This is a genomic window from Actinomadura sp. NEAU-AAG7 (genome assembly GCF_018603865.1).
Taxonomy (GTDB): Bacteria; Actinomycetota; Actinomycetes; order Streptosporangiales; family Streptosporangiaceae; genus Spirillospora; species Spirillospora litoris.
This window is the reverse complement of record NZ_JAHFZY010000009.1, coordinates 1-18,964: the sequence shown is the minus strand read 5'-3', so window position 1 is coordinate 18,964 and position 18,964 is coordinate 1. Positions and strand designations below refer to the sequence as shown.

The following is an 18,964-nucleotide window of genomic DNA, read 5'->3' as shown; positions in this document are numbered from 1 at the left end:
ATTTTCCGGTGACCGGAAACCCGGGAGCCCCACCGGCCCCGGCGGCTGCCAGGGTGGGACTCGGCGGCCGTCCGCGTGGCGCGCCGCGCAGGCGTGCCAGGTCGGCCCGCCGGGGGGAATGGGAGGCACATGGACAAGGTCGTGGCCTCGGCGGCGGACGCCGTCGCGGACGTCGGGGACGGCGCGTCGCTGGCCGTCGGCGGGTTCGGGCTCTGCGGAGTGCCCACGGTCCTGATCGCGGCCCTGCACGACCGGGGCGCGCGGGACCTGCGGATCGTCTCCAACAACTGCGGGCTGGACGGGCGCGGCCTCGGGCAGCTCCTCGCCGCGGGCGCGATCGCCCGCGCGATGGGCTCCTACGTGGGCGACAACAAGGAGTTCGCCCGCCAGTACCTCGCCGGGGAGCTGGAGGTCGAGCTGATGCCGCAGGGCACGCTCGCCGAGCGGCTGCGCGCGGGCGGCGCGGGCATCCCCGCCTTCTACACCCCCGCCGGGGTCGGCACCCAGGTCGCCGACGGCGGCCTGCCGTGGCGCTACGCCCCCGACGGCACCGTCGCGGTCGCCTCGCCCGCCAAGGAGGTCCGCGAGTTCGGCGGCCGGGAGTACGTGCTGGAGGAGGGCATCCGCACCGACTTCGCGCTCGTCCGCGCGGCGGTCGGCGACCGGCACGGCAACCTCGTGTTCGACAAGGCCGCCCGCAACTTCAACCCGCTCGCCGCGATGGCGGGCCGGGTGACGCTGGCCGAGGTCGAGCGGCTCGTGGAGCCCGGCGAGATCGACCCGGACGCCGTGCACCTGCCGGGCGTGTTCGTCCAGCGCGTGGTCGAGCTGACCCCCGAGCAGGCCGCCGACAAGCCCATCGAGAAGCGGACGGTGCGCTGATGCCCTGGTCCAGGAACGAGATCGCCGCCCGCGCCGCGGCCGAGCTGCCCGACGGCGCCTACGTCAACCTCGGCATCGGGCTCCCGACGCTGATCCCCGGGTACGTCCCGGACGGCAGGCACGTGGTGCTGCACGCCGAGAACGGGATCCTCGGCGTCGGGCCCTACCCGGCCGAGGACGAGGTCGACCCCGACCTGATCAACGCGGGCAAGGAGACGGTGACGGCGCTGCCCGGCGCCGCCTGCTTCGACTCCTCGCTGTCGTTCGGCATGATCCGCGGCGGCCACATCGACATCGCCGTGCTCGGCGCGATGCAGGTCTCCGCCCGCGGCGACCTGGCCAACTGGTCCGTCCCCGGTAAGATGATCAAGGGGATGGGCGGGGCGATGGACCTCGTGCACGGCGCCCGCAAGGTGATCGTCGTGATGGGGCACACCGCCCGCGACGGCTCCCCCAAGATCGTGGAGGAGTGCACGCTGCCGCTGACCGGCGCCCGCTGCGTCGACCGGATCATCACCGACCTCGGCGTCCTGGACGTGACCGGCGGCGGCCTCGTCCTCGTCGAGACCGCGCCCGGCGTGTCGCCGGAGGAGGTCCAGGCGGCCACCGGGCCCGCGCTGGACGTGCGCGTACCCGAGACCGCCGCGGAAGGAGGCACGGCATGACGCACCCCCCGTACCTGTCGCCGGACTACCGGAGCACGGTCCTGCGCGCTCCCGCCCGCGACCTCGTCATGCCGAAGCTCGGCCCCGACAGCGTCGAGCTGACCTCGCCGGTGTTCGGCCACCACGAGCTCGGACGGCTGGACGAGGACCTCACCCGCCGGCACGCCGGCGAGCCGCTCGGCGAGCGGATCATCGTCACCGGCCGGGTGCTGGACGGCGCCGGGCGCCCCGTCCCGGACGCGCTGGTGGAGGTCTGGCAGGCGAACGCGGCGGGCCGCTACGCCCACCTCGGCGACCAGCACCCCGCGCCGCTCGACCCGAACTTCACCGGCGCGGGCCGCTGCCTCACCGGCGCCGACGGCCGCTACCGGTTCGTCACGATCAAGCCCGGCGCGTACCCGTGGCGCAACCACCCGAACGCCTGGCGGCCCGCCCACATCCACTTCTCGGTGTTCGGCACCGCGTTCACGCAGCGGCTGGTCACCCAGATGTACTTCCCGGGCGACCCGCTGTTCGCCTACGACCCGATCTTCCAGTCGATCCCGGACGTGAAGGCCCGCGAGCGGCTCGTCTCCCGGTTCGACATGGACACCACCGAACCCGAGTGGGCGCTCGGCTACCAGTGGGACATCGTGCTCGGCGACACCCCGATGGAGACGACCTGATGACCACCCCAGCACAGGCGGCGCCGGCGGAGGCGCCCCAGGCGCCCGCGGCGGCGCGCACGACGCCGGGCCTCACGCCCTCGCAGACCGTCGGGCCGTTCTTCGGCTACGCGCTGCCCTACGCCTCGGGCCCCGAGGTCGTCCCCGGCTGGCGGGCGGACGCGATCACCGTCCGGGGCCGGGTGCTCGACGGCGCCGGCGACCCGGTGCCCGACGCGCTGGTGGAGATCTGGCAGGCCGACGAGACCGGCGAGGTCCCGGCCCGGCCCGGCGCGATCGAGCGGGCCGGGCACGGGTTCTCCGGCTTCGGCCGCTGCGGCACCGACCCCGCCGGGGGCTTCTGGTTCCGCACCGTCAAGCCCGGCGCGCCCGGGGCCGGGGCGCCCTACATCGCCGTGCTCGTGTTCGCCCGGGGCCTGCTCAAGCCCGTCGCGACCCGGCTGTACTTCCCCGAGGACGCGGCGTCCCACGCCGCCGACCCGCTGCTCGCCGAGCTCCCCGAGGACCGCCGCGCGACGCTCGTCGCCGAGCCCGCCGGGGACCGCGAGTACCGGTTCGACGTGCGCCTCCAGGGCGAGCGGGAGACGGTCTTCCTTGCGTTCTGAGGGCTCTGCCGAGGGTCCGGCGCCGGCGCCGGACGCGGGGCTGCTGTCGCCCGTCCGCGCCGGGACGGAGGCGGAGGCCGCCACCGGCGACGCCGCCTACCTGGCCGCGATGCTCGACGCCGAGGCGGCCCTCGCCCGCGCGCAGGCGCGCCTCGGCATCATCCCCGGGGACGCGGCGGAGGCGATCGCGGCGGCCGCCGCGTCCGGCCGGATCGACCTGGTGAGCGTCGCGCGGCGGGCCCGGGGCGCGGGCAACCCGGTCGTCCCGCTGGTCGCGGACCTGCGGAAGCTGGCCGGGGACGCGGGTCGGCACGTCCACAAGGGCGCCACCAGCCAGGACATCGTCGACACCGGCGCGATGATCGTCGCGTCCCGCGCCCGGCGCGGGACGCTCGCCCACCTCGGCCGGGCCCTGGACGCGCTGGCCGGGCTCGCCGAGCGGCACCGCGACACCCCGATGGCGGGCCGGACGCTCGGGCGGCAGGCGCTGCCGACGACGTTCGGCGCGAAGGCCGCCGGATGGCTGGTCGGCTGCCTGGAGGCCCGCGACCGGCTCCGCTCCGTCCCGCTGCCCGCGCAGCTCGGCGGCGCCGCCGGGACGCTGGACGCCCACGGCGACCTCGCCCTCGACCTCGCCGACGCGTTCGCCGACGAGGCGGGCCTCGCGCGGCACGTCCTGCCCTGGCACACCCGCCGCGGCCCGGTCGCCGACCTCGCCGCCGCGCTGGCGCTGGTCGCCGGGGCGCTCGGCAAGATCGCCACCGATGTGTGGCTGCTCGCCCAGAGCGAGGTGGACGAGGTCGCCGAGGCCGCCGGGCCCGGCCGGGGCGGCTCGTCGGCCATGCCGCACAAGCGGAACCCGGCGCTGGCGACGCTGGTGCGGTCCGCCGCGCTTCAGGTCCCCGCCTACGCGCAGGTCGTGCTGGCCGCGCAGGCCGCGCCGCTGGAGCGGCCGGCGGGGGAGTGGCACGCCGAGTGGCAGCCGCTGCGCGAGTGCCTGCGCCTCACCGGCGGCGCCGCCGAGACCGCCGCCGAGCTGGCCGGCGGCCTGGAGGTCCGCACCGACCGCATGCGCGCCAACCTCGACGCCCTGCTGGACGTCCTCGGCGAGGACCCGGGCCCCGGCGCCGCGCCCGCCCTCGTCGACCGAGCCCTCGACGCCTACCGGAGGAACCCCGCGTGACCCAGCCAGACCAGCCCGGCCGTTTCAGGGCGTTCGGCCCGTCGGGCGTGCCCCGGTACCGGCTCGACGGCCCGGACGGCGCCCCGCTCGTCGTCCTCGGCCCGTCCCTCGGCACCTCGGCCGACCTGTGGCTGCCGCAGCTCCCCGAGCTGGCCCGGACGCGCCGAGTCCTGCGCTACGACCTGCCCGGCCACGGCGAGGCGCCGCCCACCGACGGCCCGTTCACCGTCGAGGACCTCGCCGACGGCGTCGCCGCGCTCCTGGACGGGCTCGGCGTCGCCGAGACCGCCTACGCCGGGGTGTCGCTGGGCGGCGGCGTCGGCACGGCGCTCGCGCTGCGCCACCCGTCCCGCGTCGCCTCGCTCGTGCTGTGCTGCACCTCCCCCACCTTCGGCGGGCCGGAGCCGTGGCGCGAGCGGGCCGCGCTGGTCCGCCGCGAGGGCGTGGAGCCGCTCGCCGCCACGTCCCCCGGCCGCTGGTTCACGCCCGGCTTCGCCGGCGCCGCGCCGTATGTGGCGATGCTCCGCGCGACCGACCCCGGGGGCTACGCCGCCTGCTGCGAGGCCCTCGGCCGCTTCGACGCCACCGGGCGGCTCGGCGAGATCACCGCGCCCACCCTCGTGATCGCCGGGGAGCTGGACGTCGCGACCCCGCCGGCCGGCCACGCCGACGTGCTCGCCGCCGGGATCCCGGGGGCCGCGCTGACGGTCGTGGAGGGCGCCGCGCACCTGGCCAACGCCGAGCGGCCCGGCCCCGTCACCGCCGCGATCACCGCGCACCTCGACCGCACGGCGAAGGGATCCGTCCGATGAGCGACGAACGAGCGGGCGGCGACGCCGAGCGGCACGCGCAGGGCATGGCCACCCGGCGGGAGGTGCTCGGCGACGCGCACGTCGACCGGGCGGTCGCCCGCACCGACGCCTTCACCGCCGACTTCCAGGACATGATCACCCGGTACGCGTGGGGCGAGATCTGGTCCCGCCCCGGCCTGGACCGCAGGACGCGGAGCTGCATCACGCTGACCGCGATGGTCGCGGGCGGCCACCTGGACGAGCTGGCCATGCACGTCCGCGCCGCGCGCCGCAACGGCCTGACCCGCGAGGAGATCAAGGAGGTGCTCCTCCAGACGGCGATCTACTGCGGGGTCCCGGCCGCGAACTCGGCTTTCGCCGTCGCTCAGCGGGTACTGGCCGAGGAGGAGTGAGCGCCGCGCGCGCGGCGACCGGAAAGGGAACGGCGGTGGAGCGGGGGCGCCCGAGCAGCGTGACGGGCAAGGTGATGGCGATCCTGAACGCCTTCGCCCTCGGCGACGTGCGCCTGAACCTCAGCGAGATCTGCCGCCGCGCCGGGCTGCCGCTCGCCACCGGCCACCGCCTCGTCGGGGAGCTGGCCGCGGGCGGCTTCCTGGAGCGGGTGCCCGACGGGACGTACCGCATCGGCACCCGGCTCTGGCGCATCGGCAGCCAGGCGCCCGCCGTCACCGGCCTGCGGGAGCTGGCGCTGCCCCACATGGAGGACCTGTACGAGGCCACGCACGACAACGTCCAGCTCGCCGTGCGGCGCGACCTGCGGGTGCTGGTCGTCGAGCGGCTGCGCGGCACCCGGTCGGTGCCCGTCCTCACCCAGGTCGGGCAGACGCTGCCGCTGCACACCACCGGCCTCGGCAAGGTGCTGCTCGCGCACGCGCCGCCGGAGGTGCTGGAGCAGCTGATCGCGGGCGGGCTGACCCGGCACGCGGCCCGGTCCATCACCGACCCCGACGAGCTGCGCGAGAGCCTGGAGCAGGTCCGCCGCACCGGCTACGCGATCACCCGGGACGAGATGACGCTCGGCGCCTCCTCCGTCGGCGCGCCCGTCCGCGACTTCGACGGCGAGGTCGTCGCCGCGCTGTCGCTGGTCGCGCGGACCCGCAGCGCCGACCCGCGCCGGCTGCTGCCGCCCTTGACGACGGCGGCCCGGGCGCTGTCGCGCGACGTCGCCGCGCACTGGCGCGGGCGTCCGGACATGTTTTCCGTTGACCGGAACGCCAGGGCCTGAACCTGCGGCGACACCCGCGAGCATCTCCGGGTGAGGCGAAGACGAGGAGGCTCGATGCGTACCCAGGTCGCGATCGTGGGCGGCGGCCCCGCCGGACTGCTGCTGTCCCATCTGCTGCACCGGCGGGGGATCGCCTCGGTGGTGCTGGAGGGCCGCGACCGCGCCTACGTCGAGCGGCGGCAGCGCGCCGGGATGCTGGAGCAGGGCACGACCGACGTGCTGCGCGAGAGCGGCGCGGGGGAGCGGCTCGACCGGGAGGGCCTCGTCCACCACGGGCTCGAACTGCGCTTCGGCGGGGCGGGCCACCGGATCCCGCTCACCGACCTGACCGGCCGGACCGTCACCGTCTACGCCCAGACCGAGATCGTCAAGGACCTCGTCGCGCTGCGGCTCGCCGACGGCGGCGACGTCCGGTTCGAGGCGGAGGTGCTGGAGATCGACGCGTCGGCGCCCAGCGTGACCTACCGGCAGGACGGCCGGACGCACACGCTGGAGTGCGACTACGTCGCGGGCTGCGACGGGTTCCACGGCGTCAGCCGCCCCACCGTGCCGGGCCTGCGGACGTTCTCCCGCGAGTACCCGTTCGCCTGGCTGGGGATCCTCGCCGACGTCCCGCCGTCCACCCACGAGCTGATCTACGCCAACCACGAGCGCGGGTTCGCGCTGCACAGCCTGCGCTCCCCGAAGGTCAGCCGGCTGTACCTCCAGGTCCCCCCGGACGAGGACCTCGGCGCCTGGCCCGACACCCGCATCTGGGACGAGCTGGCCGCCCGGCTCGCGACGGGGGACGGCTGGGAGCTGCGGCAGGGCCCGGTCACCGACCGGTCGATCACCCCGATGCGCAGCTTCGTCGCCGAGCCGATGCGGCACGACCGGCTGTTCCTGGCCGGGGACGCGGCGCACATCGTCCCGCCGACGGGCGCCAAGGGCCTGAACCTGGCGGTGGCGGACGTGACCGTCCTCGCGCGGGCGCTGACCGAGCGGTACGCCTCGGGCTCGGAGACGCTGCTGGACGGCTACTCCGCGACCTGCCTGCGGCGCGCCTGGCGGGCCGAGCACTTCTCGTACTGGATGACCACGCTGCTGCACGTGGACCCCGCCGCCGACCCCTTCGCGCTGCGGCTCCAGCGCTCGCACCTGGACTACGTGGCCTCCTCCGAGGCCGCCGCGACCACGCTGGCCGAGAACTACGTCGGACTGCCGTTCGACTGACGGCGCCGGCCGGGACCCCGGCCGGAGCCCCGGCCGGAAGAGGCCATTCTTCCTTCACCGAACTGATCACTGAGATACAGGTCACGTATTTTGGCAGTTCGTGAAACTTTGCTGCAACTGCAAGGCGGCTCTACGGTGGTCTCCTTGCCCTCCTCCCGCCGGCCGCGCCCGGGGTGACCGGCGCGCGCCGGTTCCCGCGCGGGCGCCGGAGGTGAGAGGCTTCGGCATCCGCAGGGCGACCCGCCGCCCGGCGGTGCCCGACGGGAGGAAGGACGGCGGATGAGGCTCCTGGACCGGCCGTCCCGGCCCGCCCGGCCGTTCCCCCGGCTGCGCGGGCCCGCGCGGCCGTCGCCGGGCGGCCGGCCCCGGCCCGTCCGCGAGCTGGTGCTGATCGCCGCCCTGTTCGGCGTCTACAAGCTCGGGCGGCTGCTGTCCAGCGGGCGGGTGTCGGAGGCGTTCGGCAACGCCCACCGCGTATGGGACATGGAACGCGCGCTGGACCTGCCGAGCGAGACCGACGTCCAGCACGGCCTGCTGCACAGCGAGTTCCTCGTGCACGCCGCCAACTGCTACTACGCGTTCGTGCACTTCCCGGCGATGGCGGCGTTCCTGCTCTGGATCTACCTGCGGCGGCCCGCCCACTACCGGTGGGTCCGGCGGATCGTGGTCGCGCTCACCGGCGCGGGGCTCGTGCTGCACCTGGTCGTCCCGCTCGCCCCGCCGCGGATGCTGACGGCGACGGGCCTGATCGACACCGGCGCGCGGTACGGGCCCGCCGTGTACGGGGCGCCGCAGACCGACACGATGGCCAACCAGTACGCGGCGATGCCGTCGCTGCACATCGGCTGGGCCGCCGTCATCGCGCTCGGGCTCATCGCCGCGTCCAGGACGCGGTGGCGGTGGCTGTGGATCCTGCACCCCGTCATGACGTTCGCGGTCGTCGTCGCCACCGCCAACCACTACTGGCTCGACGGCGCCGTCGCGCTCGCGCTGCTGGCCGTCGCCACCGTCTTCCTGCGCCCGCCGCGCGCACTCTGCCGGCCCGGCGGCGTCCAGGCCGGGGCGGACCGGGGTGCGGGAACGGACCAGGAGGCGAGGACGGGCTAGAGGACGGGCTAGAGCACGGGGACGGCGCCGAGCGTGTCGAGCAGCTCGGTGACCGGCTGCAGCTTCTCGTAGAGCAGCAGCACCGGCTCGCCCGGCCCCGCGATGTCGAGCGCCGAGGTCAGCGCCCCCTTGAGGTCGCCCGCCGGGTGGGGGCGCACGTCCGGGCGGCCCTCCCGCAGCCCCTCGACGATCAGCCGGGTCATCTCCCCGGACCGGCGGCCCCGCAGGTCCTCGTCCTCGTAGACGACGACGCGGCCGAACGTCCCGGACACGGCGCGGGCGGTCTCGGTGACCAGCGCGTCGCACCGGTCGCCAGGGAGCGTGACGGCGGCGACGCCGTTCCGCCCCCAGCGCCGCTCCACGAACGCGCCCATCGCGGCGACCGCCGCCGGGTTGTGCGCGTAGTCGACCAGGACGGGGTTGTCGCCGACCCGGTAGACGCAGCCCCGGCCCGGGTTGCGGCCGTGCGGCTCGAACGAGCGCAGCGCCTCCGCCGCCACCTCCACCGGGACGCCGAGGGCCCGCCCGGCGGCGACGGCGGCCAGCGCGTTCGCGACGACGTGCCGGGCGTGCCCGCCGAACGCCCCCGCCACCTCCTCCACCGGCAGGACCCCGACGCGGCGGTCGCCGCGCGCCTCGGTCAGCCGGCCGCGCTCGACGAAGTAGGCGGTGCCGCCGCCGCGCAGGTGCGCGGCGATCCCCGGCGCGCCGGGCGACAGCGCGAAGTAGCGCAGCACCGGCTCCCGCTCGCGGACCGCCCGGCGCTCCGCGAGGCCCGCCGCCGCCGCGTCCTCGGCGTTGAGCACGAGGTGGCCGCCGCAGCGGATCTCCTCGGCGACCAGCGCCTTGATCTCCACCAGGTCGTCCAGCGACTCGGTGCCGTCCATGCCGAGGTGGTCGCGGGTGATGTTGGTGACGACCGCGACGTCCGCGCGGTCGTAGCCGAGGCCGCGCCGGACGATCCCGCCGCGCGCCGTCTCCAGCACCGCCGCCTCCACCGACCGGTCGCCGAGCACCATCTCCGCCGACCTCGGCCCGGACGCGTCGGACCGGTGGACGAGCCGTCCGCCGACGTACACGCCCTCGGTGCTGGTCATCCCGGTGCGCAGCCCGCGCAGCTCCAGCATGTGGGCGATCATCCGGACCGTGGTGGTCTTGCCGTTGGTGCCGGTGACCGACACGACCGGCACCCGCGAGGGCGTCCCCTCCGGGTACAGCAGGCCGATGATGTCGGCGGCGACGTCCCGCCGGTCGCCCTCGTGCGGGGCCAGGTGCATGCGCAGCCCCGGCGCGGCGTTGACCTCCAGGATCCCGGCGGCGCCGCGCTCCTCGGGCGGCGCGGAGCCGATGTCGGGGAGCCGCAGGTCGATGCCGCACACGTCCATCCCGACGGTCGCGGCGGCGCGCACGCACACGCCCGCCACGTCCGGGTGGACGTCGCCGGTCACGTCGCGGCTGGTGCCGCCCGTGGACAGGTTGGCGTTGCGGCGCAGCCACACCGTCTCGCCGTCCGCGGGGACGGTCAGCGGGCCGTGCCCCTGCCGCGCCAGCAGCGCCAGCTCCGCCGGGCCGAGCGCGAGCCGGGTCAGCGGGCGGTCGTGCCCCGCGCCGCGCGCCGGGTCGGCGTTCACCCGCTCCACCAGAGCGGCGACCGTCGCGGCGCCGTCGCCGGTCACCCGCGCGGCCGTCAACTCGGCCGCGGCCGCCACCCGCCCGCCGACGACCAGGACCCGGTAGTCGCGGCCGGGGACGTAGGTCTCGACGAGCACCTCGCCGCCCGCGCCCCCGTCCCCGGCGCCGGCCGCCGCCGTGAACGCCGCCACCACCTCGGGCGGGCTGGTCAGCTCGATGTGCACGCCCTCGCCCTGGTGCCCCGCCAGCGGCTTGACCACCACCGGCCCGCCGATCTCGCGCAGCGCCTCCAGCGCCTCCGCCGCCGACCCCGCGACCCGCCCCTCCGGGACGGGCAGGCCCGCGTCGGCGAGCAGCCGGTGCGTGAGCCGCTTGTCGGCCGCGACCTCCATCCCGATCGCGGACGTCGCGTCGGTCATCGCCGCCCACACCGTCCGGCGGTGCCGCCCGTACCCGAGCCGCAGCAGGTTCAGCCCGCCGACGCGGCGGACCGGTATCCCGCGCCGCCGCGCCGCCCGCGCCAGCGCCGCCGTGCTCACGCCGAGCCGCCCCGCCTCGTGGTCGGCCGCCACCCGCGCGAGGTCGGCGGACGGGTCGGGCACCGCCCCCGCGATCGCGCCGTTCACCAGCCGGATCGCGATGCCGACCAGGTCCTCCACCACCGCCGAGCCGGGCGGCTCGTCGCGCGGGCACTCCAGCACCACCTCGTAGTCGCCCGGCCCGCCCGCGCGCACCGTCCGGCCGAAGAACACCTCCCGGCCGATGAGCCCGGACAGCTCCAGCGTGACGTGCTCGGTGACGTGGCCGAAATAGGTGCCCCGGGCCATCGCCTCCAGCAGCCCGCCGGGGCGGCCCGCCGAGCAGTGGTGCGAGGTCAGCCCCGGCAGCGCCGCCACCAGCCGGTCGGCGAACCCCGGATGGTCGGTGGTCTCGTGGCCGGTCAGGCCCCGCAGGTCCAGCCGCGCGACCGCGACGGGACGGGACAGGTAGACGTTGGGGCCGCTCAGGCGGCGCACATGGTCGAGCCGCACGGGCTATCCCTCCTCCGGGCCGCGCATGGTGCCGATCGCCGGGAGCTTGTCGTTCATCTGGAACGAGCATCCGGCGGGCAGCAGGTGCAGCGACACATCGAACATCGCCATCGGCTCGTCGTCCGAGGCGGCGTAGGCGACGGTGGCCTGCCCGGCGTCCACGACGGTCACGACGCCGGTGCCGACGACGCCGAACTGGCCGTCGCCCACCACGATCGCGGTGTCCTCGTCGATGCCGACGCCGAGCAGCCGCGTGTCCAGCGCGATCCCGCTCATCAGCCGCGGCAGCCGGCCCCGCTCGTTGAAGTGCATGTCGATCAGGACGTTGTCCAGCAGCGCGAGGCCGGGGCCGACCCGCACGCTGGACGCGGCGACCTCGTGCCCGTGGCCGCCGAGGATCATCCAGTGGCCCATCGCGGTCGCCCCCGCGCTCGTCCCGGCGATCACCAGGCCCTCCTGGTCGAGGCGCCGCTTGAGCAGCTCGTTGGTGCGGGAGCCGACGAGCGTCCTGATCCGGGACTGGTCGCCGCCGCTGAACAGCACCCCGTCGGCCGCCTCCAGCGCGCGCAGCGTGGCCGCGTCGTCGGCGGCGGCGCGGCCGAGCAGCCGCAGCTCGCGGACGGAGGCCACGCCGAGCCGCCCGAACACGCCGGTGTACTCCTCGACGACCTCGTCCGGGACCTCGGTGGCCGTCGTCACCACCACGATGCGGGCGTCCTCGCCGCCCGCGAGGCCGACGAAGGTCTCCAGCGGGCCGGCGCCGCAGGTCCGGTCCTCGGCGCCGCCGATGATGAGCAGCCGGCCCTTGCGTCCGGCGCCCCCCTGATTCGCTGTCACCTCCCGTAGCTACCCTTTGATCACGGTCGGTAGTCTTTTGATCGCGAGGAGTCGCCGGTGCGCCCGATCCGGGGCCGGTCGCTCCGGCACCTCCCCGCGCCCATCCGCGGCGTGCCATGCTGAGCGGATGAGCGGCAGCCCGCCCCGCCCGCCCACCACGGACGGCCTGTCCCGGCCGCCGGCGCGCGACCCCTCGCCCGCGCCGGGCCCCGCACCCGGCCGTGCCGCCGGCCCCGCACCCGGCCGCGCCGCCGTGCGCGCCGCCGTGCGCGCGCACGGGCCCGAGGGGGCGCTGGCCGCCGCGTCCGCCCGCTACCTGCGCGGCGAGCCGATCGACATGTCCGCGCTGGCCGCCGACCTCGGCGTCGGCCGCGCCACCCTCTACCGCTGGGTGGGCAGCCGGGAGCGGCTGGTCGCCGCGGTGCTCGCCGAGATGACCGAGCGGACCTACCACGCCGCCGCGCGCGGCGTGGACGGCAGCGGCCCCGACCGGATCCTCACCGTGCTCGACCGGTTCATGCGCGCGGTGGTGGACGCGCCGCCGCTGCGGGCCTTCACCGAGCGCGAGCCCCGGCTGTTCGTCCGGCTGGCGACGATGCCCGGCGCCGTCGAGGACCGCGCCGCGGGGCTGCTCGCCCGCGAACTGCAGGCCGAGATCGACCGGGGCGCGCTGGCGGCGCCGCTGCCGACCCGGACGCTCGCGCAGGCCATCGTCCGCGTCGCCGACTCGTTCATGTACGCCCACTACCTGGGCGGGAACCGGCCCGAGATCGACACCGCGCTGGAGGTCGTGGCGCTGCTGCTGCGGCCCGCGCCCGACGGGGCCGCGGAGGCGGGCGCGGGAGGCGCCGGGGAATCTCCGCGCCGTCCCGGACGCTGAATCCCCCGCAGGGCGGATGACCGCTTTGTCGTGTTCGGTCGCCGTGAGAGGCTGGACCACCGGAGGCTTCGTCGATCGAGGGAGGGCAGGCCGTGACCGACATCCCCCGCCGCGCGGTGACGCGGACCGCCAAGCTCGCGACGCTGCCGCTCGGCTTCGCCGGGCGCACCGCCCTCGGGTTCGGCAAGCGCACGATCGGCCGGCCCGCCGAGGCCGTCGCGCTGGAGGTGCAGCGCCGGACCGCCGAGCAGCTCTTCGCGGTGCTCGGCGAGCTCAAGGGCGGCGCGATGAAGGTCGGGCAGCTGCTGTCGATCTTCGAGGCGGGGCTGCCCGAGGAGATCGCCGGGCCCTTCCGCGCGAGCCTGACCCGGCTCCAGGAGGCCGCGCCGCCGATGTCGGCCGCGACCACGCACCGGGTGCTGGCCGAGGGGTTCGGCGACGGCTGGCGCGACCGGTTCGCCGAGTTCGACGACCGGCCCGCCGCCGCCGCGTCGATCGGGCAGGTCCACCGGGCCGTGTGGCACGACGGGCGCGCCGTCGCGGTCAAGGTGCAGTACCCCGGCGCCGCCCAGGCGCTGATGAGCGACTTCAACCAGATCTCCCGGCTGAGCCGCCTGTTCACCCCGCTGTTCCCCGGCGTCGACGTCAAGCCCGTCGTCGCCGACCTCAAGCGGCGGCTGGAGAAGGAGCTGGACTACGCCGACGAGGCCCGCGCGCAGACCGCCTTCCACGACGCCTACGCGGGCGACCCCGACTTCGCCGTCCCCGCCGTGGTCGCGCAGGCGGGCGACGTGCTGGTCACCGAGTGGCTGGAGGGGACCCCGTTCTCCCAGGTGATCGCCGGTGACGACCAGGAGCGGCGCGACCGCGCGGGGCTGCTGCTGTTCCGCTTCCTGCTGTCGGGTCCCGCCCGCTGCGAGATGATCCACATCGACCCGCACCCGGGCAACTTCCGGCTGCTGGAGGACGGCCGCCTCGGCGTCCTGGACTTCGGCGGCGCCGCGCGCGTCCCCGCCGAGCTCCAGTGGTCGATCGGGCGGCTGCTGCGCATCGGGACGCTCGGCGACCCGGACCAGATCGTCGCCGCGCTGCGCGAGCAGGGCTTCCTCGCCCCCGACGGCGACGTCGACGCCGAGCAGGTCGCCGCGTTCGTCGCCCCGCACGCCGCGCCGTTCGCCGCCCCCCGGTTCCGCTACTCGCGCGAATGGCTGCGCGAGCAGACCGCGCGGGGCCTCGGCCTGGCCTCGGACATGCGGCCCGGCGCCCTCGCCCGGCAGTTCCGGCTGCCGCCGCAGTACCTCGCGGTCAGCCGCGCGCTGTCGGGCTGCGGCGGCGTGCTGTGCCAGCTGGAGGCCGAGGGCCCCTTCCGCGCCGAGGCCGAGCGGTGGCTGCCCGGCTTCGCCGAGGACGAGTACGACGACGGGCACGACGACGAGCGGGGCCCGGACGCGGACGGCGCCGAGCAGGCGACCGCCTGAGGCCCCCGGGCCCGCCGGTGCTCGGCGCTCAGCTCAGCGCGCTGGCCTCTTCCTCCTCGACCTGGCGGTTCCACTCGCGCTTGGAGGACTGCCAGCCGTCCTCGTCGCGGCCCCGCCGCCAGTACCCGGAGATCGACAGCCGCTCCAGCGGCAGGCCCCGGTCGACGCGCAGGTGGCGCCGCAGCGCCTTGACGAAGTTCGCCTCGCCGTGGACGAACGCGTGCACGTCGTCCCCGGGGAAGTCGAGCTTCTGCACGGCCTCGACCAGCAGCTCGCCGACCTGCCCGCCGCCCCGGTGCAGCCACACGATCTCGGTGCCCGCGGGCGCCCGCAGGTCCTGCTCCTCCTCGGGCCCGGCCACCTCGACGAACACCCGCGCGGGCGCGCCCACGGGGAGGCGCTCCAGCGACGCGGCGATCGCCGGGAGCGCGCTCTCGTCGCCGACGAGCAGGTGCCAGCCCGCGTCCGCGCTCGGCGCGTAGGCGCCGCCCGGCCCGTTGAAGTAGATCTCCTCGCCCGCCTGGACCCGCGCCGCCCACGGCCCCGCGAGCCCCTTGTCGCCGTGGTGGACGAAGTCGATCGTCAACTCCACCGCGTCCGGGTCCCAGGAGCGGACGGTGTAGGTCCGCGTGACCGGCCACTGCTCCCGGGGCAGCTCCTCCCGGACCTTCTCCATGTCCAGCGGGTCGGGATAGGTGACACCCGGCTGCGGGAACAGCAGCTTCACGTAGTGGTCGGTGAACTCGCCCGCGCCGAACCCGGCCAGGGCCTCGCCGCCGAGCACCACGCGGATCATGTGCGGGGTGATCCGCTCCGTGCGCAGCACCGTCCCCCGGTGCAGCCTCGGCCTCCTGCGCGCCGGTTCCGTCGCCATGCGCCCTCCGATGATCGATCGTCTTAGGCAAGCCTAACCTGTAGGGGCGGGGCCTCGTGACCGAGGACCTCCGGGGTGACCCTCCGGAGGGGGCCATCTGCGGTACGTTCGGTGGACGCTGCCGGAACCCTCAGCCGCCCGTGCCGCCGGAGGAACGATGTCCGTGCTCGCCCAGCTCCTCGACGCCGTCGCCGGAGGGACGGTCGAGGTCGTCGACCTGACCGCGCCCCTGTCGGAGCGGACCCCGATCCTGCGGCTCCCCGAGCCGTTCGCCAACACCGTCCCGTTCTCGCTCCGGGAGATCAGCCGGTACGACGAGCGCGGCCCCGGCTGGTACTGGAACGACATCACGACCGGCGAGCACGTCGGCACCCACTTCGACGCGCCCGTGCACTGGGCCACCGGACGCGGCGGCGAGGACGTCTCGCAGGTCCCGCCCGGCCGCCTGGTCGCCCCGGCGGTGGTGCTGGACGCCTCGTCCGAGGCCGCCGCCGACCCCGACTTCCTGCTGGAGATCGACCACGTCCGGGAGTGGGAGCGGGCGCACGGGCCGCTGCCGCCCGGCGGCTGGCTGCTCTACCGGACGGGCTGGGACGCGCGCTCGGGCGACCAGGAGCGGTTCCTCAACGCCGACGAGATCGGCCCGCACACGCCGGGGATCTCCGCCGCGTGCGCCCGCTGGCTCGCCGAGGAGACCCCGCTGCTCGGGCTCGGCACCGAGACCGTCGGCACCGACGCGGGCGCCGCGCACTCCTTCGACCCGCCCTTCCCCTGCCACTCCTACTTCCTCGGCGCGGGCAAGTACGGCCTCACCCAGCTCCAGAACCTCGCGCTGCTGCCGCCGCGCGGGGCGGTGCTGCTCGCCGCGCCGCTGCCCATCGTGGGCGGCTCGGGCAGCCCGGCCCGCGTGCTCGCGCTGGTCGAGCGGTGAACGTCGCGGAGGCGGTCGGCGCGGCCCTCGTCCGGCTCGGCGCCCACACGGCCTTCGGTGTCGTCGGCAGCGGCAACTTCCACGTGACCAACGCGCTCGTCGCGAGCGGCGCCCGGTACGTGGCGGCCCGGCACGAGGGCGGGGCCGCGACGATGGCCGACGCCTACGCGCGCGTCACCGGCGGCCTCGGCGTGCTGTCGGTGCACCAGGGCCCCGGCCTCACCAACGCGCTCACCGGGATCACCGAGGCCGCCAAGAGCCGCACCCCGCTGCTGGTGCTGGCGGGGGAGGTCGCGGCGGCCGAGGTCCGCTCCAACTTCCGCGTCGACCAGGCCGCGCTCGCCGCCGCCGTCGGCGCCGTCCCCGAGCGGATCCACTCGCCCGAGACCGCGCTCGCCGACGTGGCCCGCGCCTGCCGCGTCGCGGTCGCCGAGCGCCGCACGGTGCTGCTCGGGCTGCCGCTGGACGTCCAGGGCGCCGCGTTCCCCGGGCCCGCGGGCCTGGAGCGCCCGATCGCCGCGCACCAGGCCGGGCAGCGGGCCCGGCCGCCCGCGGTGCCGCCGCTGCCCGTCCCGACGGCGGGCGCGATCGCCCGGTTCGCCGACGCGCTCCAGGGCGCGGAGCGGCCGGTGTTCGTCGCCGGGCGCGGCGCGTGGCTGGCGGGCGCCGGCCCGGCCCTCGCCGATCTGGCCGCGCGCTGCGGGGCGCTGCCCGCGACCTCCGCGGTCGCGCGCGGGCTGTTCGCCGGCGACCCGTTCGGGCTGGACGTCAGCGGCGGCTTCGCCACACCCGCCGCCGCCGACCTGATCGCCCGCGCCGACCTCGTCGTCGGGTGGGGCTGCTCGCTGAACGCGTGGACCACCCGCCACGGCGCCCTCGTGGGCCGTGACACGCGGGTCGTCCAGGTCGACGTGGACGCCCAGGCCCTCGGCGCGCACCGGCCCGTCGACCTCGGCCTGATCGGCGACGCCGCCGAGACCGCGCTCGCCGTCACGGCGGAGCTTGAGGCGCGCGGGCACTCCGCCACCGGCTACCGGACCGGCGCGGTCGCCGCGCGGCTCGCCCGCGAGGGCCGCTGGCGGGACGTCCCCTACGAGGACGACTCCGGCGGGGACCCGGCCGAGGGCGGGCCCCGCCTCGACCCCCGCACGCTGACGATCGCGCTCGACGCGCTGCTGCCGCGCGAGCGGACCGTCGCCGTCGACTCCGGGAACTTCATGGGATATCCGGCGATGTTCCTGGACGTCCCCGACGCCGACGGGCTCGTGTTCACCCAGGCGTTCCAGTCGGTCGGGCTGGGCCTCGCCACCGCGATCGGCGCGGCCGTGGCCCGCCCCGACCGGCTGACGGTCGCCGCGCTCGGCGACGGCGGCGCGCTGATGGCGGCCGCCGAGCTGGAGACGGCCGTCCGGCTGGGCCTCGGGCTGCTCGTGGTCGTCTACGACGACGAGGCCTACGGCGCCGAGGTGCACCACTTCGGGCCGGACGGCCACCCGCTGGACACCGTCACCTTCCCGCCCGCCGACCTCGCCGCGATCGGACGGGGCTACGGCTGCGCCGCCGCGACCGTCCGGCGGCGCGAGGACCTCGGCGCGGTGGCCGACTGGCTCGCGGGGCCGCGCGACCGCCCGATGCTGGTCGACGCCAAGGTCACCCGGGGGCGCGCGGCCTGGTGGCTGGAGGAGGCCTTCCGCGGCCACTGAAGTGTAATCGCTCGGTCACCGACCGTGTAGGCATCCCCTGGCTGGGCATGATCACTGCCCTACGTCACATCCGGAGGGGGACAGATGACGCGTGGGCCCGCGATGCCGGAACTCGCCCGGGAGTTGGCGGCCGAGTTCGCCGGGACGCTGATCCTCATCCTGTTCGGCGTGGGCGTCGTCGCCCAGGCCGTCGCCGGGAGCGGGCTCGGCGAACCGCAGAGCCTCGGCGGCCACGACGCCATCGCCTGGGCGTGGGGGATCGCGGTGACGCTCGGCGTCTACGTCTCCGCCCGGATCAGCGGCGGGCACATCAACCCGGCCGTGACGTTCGCGCTCGCGGTGTTCAAGGGGTTCCCCTGGCGCAAGGTCGGGCCGTTCTGGATCGCGCAGTTCCTCGGGGCGTTCGTCGCGGCACTGATCGTCCGGTGGGACTACAGCGAGATCCTCGCGAAGTTCGACCCCGGCCACACCGCCAAGACGCAGTTCGTGTTCTCCACCATGCCCGGCAACGGGTCGCTTCCGGTGGGCACCTGGGGCGCGTTCCGCGACCAGGTGATCGGCACCGCGATCCTGCTGTTCCTCGTGCTCGCGCTCACCGACCTGCGCAACTCCCCGCCGCTGGCGAACATGGCCCCGCTCGTCATCGGGCTGGTCGTGGTGGCGATCGGGATGGCGTTCGGCTCCGACGCCGGGTACGCGATCAACCCCGCCCGCGACCTCGGCCCGCGCCTGGCCCAGTACCTCACCGGATACGCCGACGCCTGGCGCGACCAGAACGGCGACCTCTACTTCTGGGTGCCGATCGCCGGGCCGCTGATCGGGAGCATCGTCGGAGCGGCGCTCTACATCCTGCTGATCGGACGCAACATCCCCGAGGACGAGCCGCCGCAGCCGGGCGGCGGCGAGCCGAGGCCCGAATACGACGTCACCTGAACGTCACCCGGCGGGAGCCCCGCCCCCGTCGGCATGACCAAGTGAGAAACGGTGCGAGAGAGGCAGGGCCCGCATGGCTGAGTTCGTCGGTGCGTTGGACCAGGGCACGACCAGTACCCGGTTCATGGTGTTCGACCATGGCGGCGGCGAGGTCGCGCGGCATCAGTTGGAGCATGAGCAGGTCCTGCCGCGGGCGGGGTGGGTGGAGCACAACCCGACCGAGATCTGGGAGCGGACCCGGGCGGTGATCCAGACCACGCTGAACAAGGCGCACCTGTCCCACACCGATCTGGCGGCGCTGGGGATCAC

Annotated in this window: 19 protein-coding genes; 16 read left to right on the top strand and 3 right to left on the bottom strand. The window is 76.0% G+C overall.

All coding sequences use genetic code 11. The features are described from left to right. The first annotated feature begins 129 nt into the window (after positions 1-129). From KLI87_RS33875 to KLI87_RS33830, 10 genes are all read left to right on the top strand, one after another. Positions 130-882, top strand: coding sequence for a CoA transferase subunit A (locus KLI87_RS33875; RefSeq protein WP_214620297.1), 753 nt, complete (start codon positions 130-132; stop codon positions 880-882). Continuing rightward, a complete protein-coding gene (locus tag KLI87_RS33870) occupies positions 882-1,547 on the top strand; it encodes a CoA transferase subunit B (protein ID WP_156220721.1) in 666 nt (221 codons plus the stop codon). The genes KLI87_RS33875 and KLI87_RS33870 overlap by 1 nt, the downstream gene beginning before the upstream one ends. Then, entirely contained in the window at positions 1,544-2,212 is a 669-nt protein-coding gene (gene pcaH, locus KLI87_RS33865) for a protocatechuate 3,4-dioxygenase subunit beta (RefSeq protein WP_156220720.1), read from the top strand. Before KLI87_RS33870 ends, pcaH begins: the two co-directional genes overlap by 4 nt. Continuing rightward, complete coding sequence (gene pcaG, locus KLI87_RS33860) at positions 2,212-2,817, top strand: protocatechuate 3,4-dioxygenase subunit alpha (protein WP_214620296.1); 606 nt, start codon at positions 2,212-2,214, stop codon at positions 2,815-2,817. The genes pcaH and pcaG overlap by 1 nt, the downstream gene beginning before the upstream one ends. After that, positions 2,807-4,000 carry a 3-carboxy-cis,cis-muconate cycloisomerase gene (gene pcaB / locus KLI87_RS33855; RefSeq protein WP_214620295.1) on the top strand — a complete coding sequence of 398 codons (1,194 nt, stop codon included), beginning with the start codon at positions 2,807-2,809 and terminating at the stop codon, positions 3,998-4,000. The genes pcaG and pcaB overlap by 11 nt, the downstream gene beginning before the upstream one ends. Next, entirely contained in the window at positions 3,997-4,812 is an 816-nt protein-coding gene (locus tag KLI87_RS41725) for an alpha/beta fold hydrolase (protein ID WP_308166412.1), read from the top strand. The genes pcaB and KLI87_RS41725 overlap by 4 nt, the downstream gene beginning before the upstream one ends. After that, positions 4,809-5,204: a 4-carboxymuconolactone decarboxylase gene (gene pcaC, locus KLI87_RS41720; protein WP_156220717.1), complete on the top strand. Its 396-nt coding sequence runs from the start codon at positions 4,809-4,811 to the stop codon at positions 5,202-5,204. The genes KLI87_RS41725 and pcaC overlap by 4 nt, the downstream gene beginning before the upstream one ends. Beyond that, positions 5,201-6,037 (top strand): IclR family transcriptional regulator, encoded by an 837-nt coding sequence (locus KLI87_RS33840; protein ID WP_308166411.1) that lies wholly within the window; start codon positions 5,201-5,203, stop codon positions 6,035-6,037. The genes pcaC and KLI87_RS33840 overlap by 4 nt, the downstream gene beginning before the upstream one ends. A 54-nt stretch (positions 6,038-6,091) precedes the next feature. Then, positions 6,092-7,249, top strand: a complete 1,158-nt coding sequence (locus tag KLI87_RS33835; protein ID WP_156220716.1) for a 4-hydroxybenzoate 3-monooxygenase — start codon at positions 6,092-6,094, stop codon at positions 7,247-7,249. 279 nt (positions 7,250-7,528) lie between these two features. Then, a complete protein-coding gene (locus KLI87_RS33830; protein ID WP_156220715.1) occupies positions 7,529-8,356 on the top strand; it encodes a phosphatase PAP2 family protein in 828 nt (275 codons plus the stop codon). Positions 8,357-8,364: 8 nt separating this feature from the next. Here KLI87_RS33830 and cphA read toward each other — a convergent pair whose 3' ends face one another. Next, positions 8,365-11,019: a cyanophycin synthetase gene (cphA, locus tag KLI87_RS33825; protein WP_214620294.1), complete on the bottom strand. Its 2,655-nt coding sequence runs from the start codon at positions 11,017-11,019 to the stop codon at positions 8,365-8,367. A 3-nt stretch (positions 11,020-11,022) separates the two neighbouring features. Further along, complete coding sequence (locus tag KLI87_RS33820; protein ID WP_214620293.1) at positions 11,023-11,856, bottom strand: cyanophycinase; 834 nt, start codon at positions 11,854-11,856, stop codon at positions 11,023-11,025. Positions 11,857-11,983: 127 nt separating this feature from the next. Here KLI87_RS33820 and KLI87_RS33815 point away from each other — a divergent pair, with 127 nt between their 5' ends. Then, positions 11,984-12,736, top strand: a complete 753-nt coding sequence (locus tag KLI87_RS33815; RefSeq protein ID WP_214620292.1) for a QsdR family transcriptional regulator — start codon at positions 11,984-11,986, stop codon at positions 12,734-12,736. A gap of 92 nt (positions 12,737-12,828) precedes the next feature. Beyond that, complete coding sequence (locus tag KLI87_RS33810; protein ID WP_214620291.1) at positions 12,829-14,214, top strand: AarF/ABC1/UbiB kinase family protein; 1,386 nt, start codon at positions 12,829-12,831, stop codon at positions 14,212-14,214. Between the two features lie 28 nt (positions 14,215-14,242). Here the strand turns inward: KLI87_RS33810 and KLI87_RS33805 are convergent, their stop codons facing one another. Next, complete coding sequence (locus KLI87_RS33805) at positions 14,243-15,088, bottom strand: siderophore-interacting protein (RefSeq protein WP_156220714.1); 846 nt, start codon at positions 15,086-15,088, stop codon at positions 14,243-14,245. Positions 15,089-15,245: 157 nt separating this feature from the next. Here KLI87_RS33805 and KLI87_RS33800 point away from each other — a divergent pair, with 157 nt between their 5' ends. The 4 genes from KLI87_RS33800 to KLI87_RS33785 form a co-directional block, all read left to right on the top strand. Further along, on the top strand, positions 15,246-16,019 hold the full coding sequence (locus KLI87_RS33800; protein WP_214620290.1) for a cyclase family protein: 774 nt from the start codon (positions 15,246-15,248) through the stop codon (positions 16,017-16,019). Next, the gene (locus KLI87_RS41715) at positions 16,016-17,722 is read left to right on the top strand and encodes a thiamine pyrophosphate-binding protein (protein ID WP_214620289.1); all 1,707 of its coding nucleotides are present in this window, start codon (positions 16,016-16,018) and stop codon (positions 17,720-17,722) included. Before KLI87_RS33800 ends, KLI87_RS41715 begins: the two co-directional genes overlap by 4 nt. Before the next feature lie 84 nt (positions 17,723-17,806). Then, positions 17,807-18,655, top strand: coding sequence for an MIP/aquaporin family protein (locus KLI87_RS33790; protein ID WP_156220712.1), 849 nt, complete (start codon positions 17,807-17,809; stop codon positions 18,653-18,655). A 73-nt stretch (positions 18,656-18,728) separates the two neighbouring features. Beyond that, positions 18,729-18,964: FGGY family carbohydrate kinase (locus KLI87_RS33785; protein ID WP_250904554.1), on the top strand; the 236-nt coding region annotated here is incomplete at its 3' end.

What these genes read in the sequence shown, in the direction of transcription:
- KLI87_RS33805 (WP_156220714.1), bottom strand. Translation starts at nt 15,088, where the DNA reads ATGGCGACGGAACCGGCGCGCAGGAGGCCGAGGCTGCACCGGGGGACG.
- KLI87_RS33830 (WP_156220715.1), top strand. Translation starts at nt 7,529, where the DNA reads ATGAGGCTCCTGGACCGGCCGTCCCGGCCCGCCCGGCCGTTCCCCCGG.
- KLI87_RS33875 (WP_214620297.1), top strand. Translation starts at nt 130, where the DNA reads ATGGACAAGGTCGTGGCCTCGGCGGCGGACGCCGTCGCGGACGTCGGG.
- pcaG (WP_214620296.1), top strand. Translation starts at nt 2,212, where the DNA reads ATGACCACCCCAGCACAGGCGGCGCCGGCGGAGGCGCCCCAGGCGCCC.
- KLI87_RS33790 (WP_156220712.1), top strand. Translation starts at nt 17,807, where the DNA reads ATGACGCGTGGGCCCGCGATGCCGGAACTCGCCCGGGAGTTGGCGGCC.
- KLI87_RS33800 (WP_214620290.1), top strand. Translation starts at nt 15,246, where the DNA reads ATGTCCGTGCTCGCCCAGCTCCTCGACGCCGTCGCCGGAGGGACGGTC.
- pcaC (WP_156220717.1), top strand. Translation starts at nt 4,809, where the DNA reads ATGAGCGACGAACGAGCGGGCGGCGACGCCGAGCGGCACGCGCAGGGC.
- KLI87_RS33870 (WP_156220721.1), top strand. Translation starts at nt 882, where the DNA reads ATGCCCTGGTCCAGGAACGAGATCGCCGCCCGCGCCGCGGCCGAGCTG.
- pcaH (WP_156220720.1), top strand. Translation starts at nt 1,544, where the DNA reads ATGACGCACCCCCCGTACCTGTCGCCGGACTACCGGAGCACGGTCCTG.
- KLI87_RS33835 (WP_156220716.1), top strand. Translation starts at nt 6,092, where the DNA reads ATGCGTACCCAGGTCGCGATCGTGGGCGGCGGCCCCGCCGGACTGCTG.
- KLI87_RS33815 (WP_214620292.1), top strand. Translation starts at nt 11,984, where the DNA reads ATGAGCGGCAGCCCGCCCCGCCCGCCCACCACGGACGGCCTGTCCCGG.